The organism is Nitratidesulfovibrio oxamicus (assembly GCF_015731765.1).
Lineage (GTDB): Bacteria > Desulfobacterota > Desulfovibrionia > Desulfovibrionales > Desulfovibrionaceae > Cupidesulfovibrio > Cupidesulfovibrio oxamicus.
Genome location: NZ_VRYY01000080.1, coordinates 1 through 7,179, shown reverse-complemented (window position 1 = coordinate 7,179; position 7,179 = coordinate 1). Strand labels below are relative to the sequence as shown.

Below are 7,179 nucleotides of genomic sequence, written 5' to 3'. Positions count from 1 at the left end.
GCGGGAGGCAGACGGCACAGCCTGAGCGGCTGCCGTCCCGCCCTTTTCGCCGCGCGCGGCGGACAGGGCCAGCAACGGATGGCGCGCGCCCAGCAGCGAAACATGGCCGCCCTCGGTGACCGAAACGGCCCCGGCATCGCCGGATTCCTCGAACCGGGCGGACAGGGCGCAACGCGCGCACAGCACGTCGCCCTCCACCAGCAGGTCGTAGGCGCCACGCACGGAGGCCAGTTCGTCGCGCACCAGGTCGGTGAGATAGCGCAGCACCTTGCGCTCTTCCTCGCGTTCCTCGCGCTTCAGTTCCTGAAGACCGTTGTTCAGCTCCACCAGGAACATGGGCTCGAAGTAGCAGGTTTCGCCGGTCTGCGAATAGTCGTGGATGATGCCCTGCAAGCGCCCCTTGAAGTTGGACTTCAACGGCAGCACGTACCGGTCGGACGAGAGAGTCATGAACTCGTCCTGCAGGTAGTGGGCGATGTTGTAGCGCTGGGCGTATTCCTTGACCTTGCGGGTGCACTGCTGGTGGATGCGGCGGATTTCGCCACGCACCAGCGAAAGTTCGGGCGAGCTTTCATCGCGCAGCATCCCGTCGTCGGACACGCAACGGTCAAGGCCGGACACGGTGCGCTGCGGCAGCGGATGGCTGTCCACCAGGGCGGTCAACAGGTCCCAACGGCCCCCGGTTGACTGCCCCTCGCGGATGGACGCCGCCAGTTTGCGGGCCAGCCCCAGGGTCTGGCGCAAGGCCCACAGCGCGTCCAGGTCCAGCACCGTGGCCGGGGCGCCCAGCGCGCGGAACACGCCGTCCAGCGGAGGAAAGGAGGAAAGGCGGAATCCGGTATGCCCGGCCCAGCGTCGCGCTTCGTCGAACAGGGCGGCGGCATGGTGCACGGCGTCGATGCCGGGCAGCGGGCGCACGGCAAGGGCCGCTTCCGCCCCGGCTTCGGAAACGCACAATCCGGCAAGATGCGTGAGCACCTTGCCGAATTCCAGCACCTGAAGGCTGCGGGATTCCATGTGAAAGACTACCCCGCCAGGCGCGCGCGAACGGTGGCGGAAAGCGCCTTGCCGTCCACCCGGCCCTTGTGGGCGTTCATGATGGCCTGCATCACCCGGCCCATGTCCTGCGGGCCCTTGGCGCCGGTTTCGGCGATGGCGGCATCGATGGCGGCGGCAAGTTCGTCGCCTTCCAGCGGGGTGGGCAGGTATTCGCGCAGGATGACCAGTTCCGCCTGTTCCTTGTCGGCCAGGTCGGTACGATTCGCGGCGGTGAACTGCTCGATGGAGTCCTGCCGCTGCTTGGCCTGCTTCAGCACCACGTCCAGCAGTTCCGCCTCGGTCACCGGGCGCATCAGCTCCACCTGCATGTTCTTGGCGGCGGTCTTCAGCATGCGCAGCACGCCCAGGCGCACCGCGTCCTTGGCCTTGTAGGCCGACACGTAGTCCTTCTCGATGCGTTCGGAAAGATTCATGGGGTGCCACCAGAGCAGAAGAATGGGGTTCCGGAAATACGGAATACGGGAAACCCGGAAGACCTCCGGGTTTCCCGTTCCAGGCATGTCGCGGCTGCGTGAGGGGCAGTGCCCCGCGCAGGCGAAGCGGCTTAGGCCATGTTCATCTTCCTGATCTTCTTCAGGAGACGCTTGCGGGCGGCCGCCTTCTTCTTCTTGCGCATCACGCTGGGCTTTTCGTAGTGCTGACGCTTCTTCATTTCGGAAAGAACGCCGGCCTTTTCGACCTGCTTCTTGAAGCGACGCAGCGCGATGTCGAAGTTGTATTCGTCGTCGTTAAGATACACACCGGGCAAAGAAATCACCCCCTTCGCCAGAAATCCCCTTGCGGGGTGGGTGCGAACGGGTTGTCTACACTGCCCGCGCGCAAAAAGCAAGCCCTGTCCGAGCCCGCCAAGGATCAACCTGACTGGGCAAAGCCGGACAGGGCCGAAAAAGTACCCGTTGGCGGCACCGCGCAAGGCGACCGAAACGGGTGAAAAGCTGACGTCTAGTGATGCCCTTCGGAATGACACCCGCCCTTGCAGGCTTCCATCACCGACTTCAGGACCACATAACCCACGCCGCTGCAAATCACGAACAGGACTGCGTACAGCACGCCAAAGAAGATGGCGTGGTCGGGCATCCACCACGGAATGTCCTGCGGCAGGGGGCTGTGAATGGTTTCACCGTGTAACATGTTGTTCCTCCAACCCTACTTGATCGAGTCCTTCAGGGTCTTGCCGGGGCGGAACTTGACCACCTTGGACGCGGGAATCTTGATTTCCGCGCCGGTACGGGGGTTGCGACCCTTGCGCGCCTGGCGATCTTCGACCGCGAAGGTGCCGAAGCCGGTCAGGGTAAGCTTGCCTTCGGCGGCCAGAGCGTCCTTCACCGCGTCCAGAAACGCATTCAGCGAGCGCTCGGCGCTGGCCTTGGTCAGGTTGGCCTTTGCCGCGATCTTGTCGACCAGATCAGCCTTGGTCATCTGCCTTTCCTCCTCTCGGGTTAGCTGCGGTCAGGTTGCCTGCGGACTTCAGCGCCGAGGGCGGCATGACACCCTGTTTGCGCCTTTTTTCCCAAGCAGCCCCGGAAAAACCGGAGGCGCACCCTGCACGCAACGGAACAACGGTACACTCCGCATCGACAAACATGATTCCCGGCACAAAGTCAAGGCTGTCAGGGGATTTTGACGGATTCCGAGAGCATGTGAAAATCTTCCGGAGCAAGGCTTTCCGGTCGCACCGCCGGGTCCAGTCCCAGCCCTGTCAGCAGCGCGGACACATCACCCTGCACATAACCACGCAAAATTCTTTGCAACTGCTTGCGGCGCTGTTGAAAACACACCTTCAGCAGGCGCGAAAGGCGCGCCGGATCGAACCGGCCCCGCGCCGCGCCCAGCGGCACGAAGGACAGCACGGCGGAATCCACCTTGGGACGCGGCACGAAAACCTGCGGCGGCACGATGAATTCCATGTGCGGCGTGACGAAGCTTTGCAGCCACACCGAAAGCGCACCATATGCCCCGCCGCCCGGCGCGGCCACGATGCGCTCTCCCACTTCCTTCTGGATCATGAACACCGCCCGCGCAAGGCCGGGAGCCGTGCTCAGGATGTCCCACATCAGCGGCGAGGCCACGTTGTAGGGCAGATTGCCGATGACCTTCCACGAACGGGCAGGGGTCAGCCTTTCCCACGGGAACAGCAACGCGTCGGTGAGCACCGGGGTGATCAGCGGCGGTTCCGCCGGGCGGGTGCGGCCATGTTCGGTCGCCCAGTGGTAGTCCTTTTCCAGCAGGAACAGCTGGGCGGGACCGGCGGCATGGATGTGCCGGGTCAGCGCGCCGGGGCCGGGGCCGATTTCTATGACCCGGTCCTCCGGCCCGATGCGCAGGGCCGCCACGATCTTGGCGGCGATGTTGCGGTCACGCAGGAAGTTCTGGCCCAGGCTCTTCTTGGCGCGCGGCCCCCCCGCCCCGTCGGGTGACGGCATGGTGTCGTCTGCGCCCGCTCCGGCACTTGCAGCGGCAGACACGTCCCCGTCACTGCCGTCCGCATCCGGCGTCGGGCCGTCGAAACGGTTGCGGCCCCGGCCGAACCGTCCGGGGGCCCGATCTGGCGCACCCGCCTCCGAGCGGTTCGGTCGTGGCCGGGAAAGGCCGGGCTTGCCGGAATGCTTGCCGCGCTGGGTCATGAACGATCTCCATCATGGCCGCCGGATGTATCGGCGCCCACGGTTCGGTCTGTCTGTGAAGGCGGGGGGGACTGGTGGAGCCGGCCAACGTGAGAAGTCTGGCCTGTCCGGCCTGTCTGGCCTGCCCGGGCTGTCTGGCCTGCCCGGGCTGTCTGGCCTGCCCGGTCTGCCTGGTCTGCCTGGTCTGCCTGGGCGTGCAGGCCTGCCTGGGCAAACCCGGCGTCACGCCGGGCCTGCCAGGCGCGCAGCAGCTTGATGGTCCTGCGCTGGCGGTAGGCGTTCACCCCGCGAAAGGTCAGCATGTACGTGACGAAGGCGGCGGGAATGCCCAGCACCACCCCGCCCAGGCACATCACCAGAAAGAAATCCAGCCCCAGTTCCAGCATGTGGGTCATGTCCAGGTGGGATGGGTCGAAGGCCACGGTGGTGTGCCAGAGCAAACCGCCCACCCAGTACAGCATGGCGTAGAAGGGTATGACGTTGAGCGGATTGGACACGAACGTGCCGATGGCCGCACCCACGGGGTTGCCCCGCAGCACGAAAGCCAGCGCCAGCGAAACCACCGTCTGGAACGGAATTATGGGCAGAAAGCCCACGAACACGCCCACGGCCAGCCCCATGGCCAGCGAATGGGCCGAGGCGGACTGGCGCATCAGCCGCAGATACTGAAAGCGCACGAAGCGCTGCAGCCTACCCCACCATTCCATCGTCGATCCCTGACAGGCACACCGCCGGGCGAGCCGTCACAGTACTTGCAAAGCGCATCACTCCATCCTGTCGAAGCGTTCGAAGCGCATCACCAGCCCGGCCCGGCCCTGGGTGGCCGAACGCAGGGCAGTGGAAAAGCCGAACAGTTCGCGCAGCGGGGCCAGGGCCTGCACCACCTTCTGGCCGGAATGGTCGAACATGTTCTCCACCTTGCCGCCGCGCGCGCCCAGCAGGCCGATGGCCGAACCCACATGGGCCTCGGGCACGCCGATTTCCACGAACATGATGGGCTCCAGCAACACCGGGTCGGCCTTGCCCAGGGCATCCTTGACGGCGGCCACGGCGGCCATGTGGTAGCCCGCCGGGCTGGAGGCGCCGTCGCGGCGGCGCAGTTCGGTGACGGCAATCTCCACGTCCTGCACGGGATACCCCTTGACCACCCCGCTTTGCAGGCTGTCGGTGATGCCCTGCTCCACCGCGTCCACCCACTGGCGGGGCCACTGCTGGGTGTCCACCTCGAAGCGGACGCGGGTTCCCGCGTCGCGCGGGCGGGGGGCCATGGACAGGGTCACATGGCCATAATGCTGCTGGTCGCCCAGTTCGCGATCGAATTCGCCGCTGCCCGTGGCGGCGGAAAGAATGGTTTCCTGGTGCACCACCTGCGGGTTGCCCACGCGGGGCGACACGCCGTATTCGCGGCGCATGCGTTCAAGCACCACTTCAAGGTGCAACTCACCCATGCCGGACACGATGCGCTGGCCGGTGCCTTCGTCCAGTTCCACGGCCAGGGTGGGGTCTTCCAGCGTGAAGCGTTCCAGCACCTCGTCCAGTTTGGCGCCCTCCTCGGTATTGCGCGGCTCCAGCGCCAGCGAGATCACCGGGCGGTACGCGGCAATGTTTTCCAGCAGCAAGGGCCGGGCCGGGTCGGACAGGGTGTCGCCGGTGCGCACCGATCGCAACCCCACGGCGGCCACGATGTCGCCAGCCACGGCGGTTTCGATCTGCTCCCGCCGCCCGGCGTGCAGCCGGTACAGCTTGGAGAAGCGCTCGTCCTTCTCGCGGGTGACGTTGCGGCAGGCATCCCCTTCGGACGCCGCGCCCGCGTACAGGCGCAGCAGGGCGTATTTGCGGCTGCCTTCCATGACCACCTTGAACACCAGCGCGGACAGGGGCGCATCCTGGTCGAACGGCACGGGCACCTTGCGGCCCTGCGCGGTGTCGTAGCCCAGCACCGCAGCCGTTTCGTCCGGGCCGGGCAGGTACGCGCACACCCCGTCCAGCAAGGGCTGCACGCCCGTGTTGCGCAGGGCGGATCCCGCGAACACCGGCACCGCCCGACGGGCCAGGGTGGCCCGGCGCAACGCGGCGCGGATGACCTGCGGGTCCATGTCGCCGCCGCCCAGATACACGTCGATGAAGGTATCGTCGGCTTCGGCCAGGGTTTCCAGCATCCTGTCACGCCATGCGACGGCAGCGGTGAGCAGCGCCGGGGCGGGGGCATCCGGCAGGGAGGCCACCTGATCCACCGGAGTACGGGTATATTCGCGCCCCTGGGTGGACTGGTCGAACGAAAGATATTCCATGGTCACAAGGTCCAGCAGCCCCTCGAAGTCCTCGCCCTCGCCCACCGGAGCCATCACCGCCACCACCACCGCGCCCAGGCGGGTGCGCATGGCTTCCAGCACCGCGCCGAAGTCCGCCCCGGCACGGTCCATCTTGTTCACGAAGGCCAGCTTGGGTACGCCGAACTTTTCGGACTGCCGCCACACCGTCTCCGACTGCGGCTCCACCCCGCCCACGGCGCAGAACACGCCCACCGCGCCGTCCAGCACGCGCAGCGACCGTTCCACCTCTATGGTGAAATCGACATGGCCGGGGGTGTCGATGATGTTCACGGTGTGACCGTTCCACGCGCAGGTGGTGCAGGCCGAGGCAATGGTGATGCCGCGCTCCTGCTCCTCGGGCATGAAGTCCATGGTGGCGGTGCCGTCGTGCACCTCGCCCATGCGGTGGATGCGGTCGGTATAGTACAGGATGCGCTCGGTGAGGGTGGTCTTGCCCGCGTCGATGTGCGCGATGATGCCGATGTTGCGCAGCGGTGCCGCCTTTTGGCGGGGATGGGGGCGTTTGCCGCCGGTGTCTGCGTGCGACATGGAGAGCTCCGGGGATTGGCGTGCGAGGGTGTGGGAAACCGGAGAACGGTACGGGCGGATGAACAGCGGGAGCCGCCCAAGGCGATCTGGAGCGGTCAGGACATGCCCGAAGAACCGGGCGAAGCCGATGCAGGCAGCAGGGCCACGACGCGCCGTGCGAACCAGTCCGGGAAAAGGCCGGGGTGCATCCAGCACCATTCATGGCCCGGCCCCAGCACAAGAGCAGCATGGTTCAGCCAGGCCGACGCATGGGCCGGGGCGCAGGCGATAGCGGACAAGGGGACGAACGGCGCTAAGGATGCGGTACGGGCCGTGGGCCGAGGCTGGGCCGACACATCCATGAAGGTGGCGTCCGGGTGGGCTGCGCGCAGGGCGGCATTGTCCGGACGATCGGGTTCACTGGTGGCATCGCCTCGCGGCACGCATCCGATGATCGGCGAACGTGCATCACGCCAGGCAGGCACGCCGCGCGCATGGGCCAGGGCAGATATGTGGTCGGGATGTTCGCCGAGCAGCAGCAGGCGGCCCCCGGCTCCCATCGTCCCCCCTGCCCCGGCGCCAGCGGCCAACGCCTCCAGCAGCGCGGGCAGCGCCTCGGGCGCAACGTCGGCAACCACTTCCTGTCCGGCCAGTTC

Annotated in this window: 8 protein-coding genes and 1 pseudogene; all 9 read right to left on the bottom strand. The window is 66.6% G+C overall.

The genetic code is table 11. From position 1 onward, the window contains the following. Positions 1-1,017: MutS2 family protein (locus FVW20_RS03805; RefSeq protein WP_504739140.1), on the bottom strand; the 1,017-nt coding region annotated here is incomplete at its 3' end. A gap of 8 nt (positions 1,018-1,025) precedes the next feature. After that, positions 1,026-1,472: a GatB/YqeY domain-containing protein gene (locus FVW20_RS03800; RefSeq protein WP_012611646.1), complete on the bottom strand. Its 447-nt coding sequence runs from the start codon at positions 1,470-1,472 to the stop codon at positions 1,026-1,028. A gap of 131 nt (positions 1,473-1,603) precedes the next feature. Next, complete coding sequence (gene rpsU / locus FVW20_RS03795; protein WP_012611647.1) at positions 1,604-1,807, bottom strand: 30S ribosomal protein S21; 204 nt, start codon at positions 1,805-1,807, stop codon at positions 1,604-1,606. 194 nt (positions 1,808-2,001) lie between these two features. Then, positions 2,002-2,190, bottom strand: coding sequence for a hypothetical protein (locus tag FVW20_RS03790; RefSeq protein WP_196608360.1), 189 nt, complete (start codon positions 2,188-2,190; stop codon positions 2,002-2,004). Positions 2,191-2,205: 15 nt separating this feature from the next. Further along, positions 2,206-2,478, bottom strand: a complete 273-nt coding sequence (locus tag FVW20_RS03785) for an HU family DNA-binding protein (RefSeq protein ID WP_012611649.1) — start codon at positions 2,476-2,478, stop codon at positions 2,206-2,208. 191 nt (positions 2,479-2,669) lie between these two features. After that, positions 2,670-3,482 (bottom strand): 16S rRNA (adenine(1518)-N(6)/adenine(1519)-N(6))-dimethyltransferase RsmA, encoded by an 813-nt coding sequence (rsmA, locus tag FVW20_RS03780; protein WP_196608361.1) that lies wholly within the window; start codon positions 3,480-3,482, stop codon positions 2,670-2,672. 197 nt (positions 3,483-3,679) lie between these two features. After that, positions 3,680-4,360, bottom strand: a complete 681-nt coding sequence (locus FVW20_RS03775; protein WP_307831334.1) for a DUF2062 domain-containing protein — start codon at positions 4,358-4,360, stop codon at positions 3,680-3,682. 87 nt (positions 4,361-4,447) lie between these two features. Beyond that, a complete protein-coding gene (gene fusA / locus FVW20_RS03770) occupies positions 4,448-6,544 on the bottom strand; it encodes an elongation factor G (protein ID WP_196608358.1) in 2,097 nt (698 codons plus the stop codon). Between the two features lie 95 nt (positions 6,545-6,639). Further along, a pseudogene (locus FVW20_RS03765) lies at positions 6,640-7,179 on the bottom strand (hypothetical protein); the annotation flags it as partial.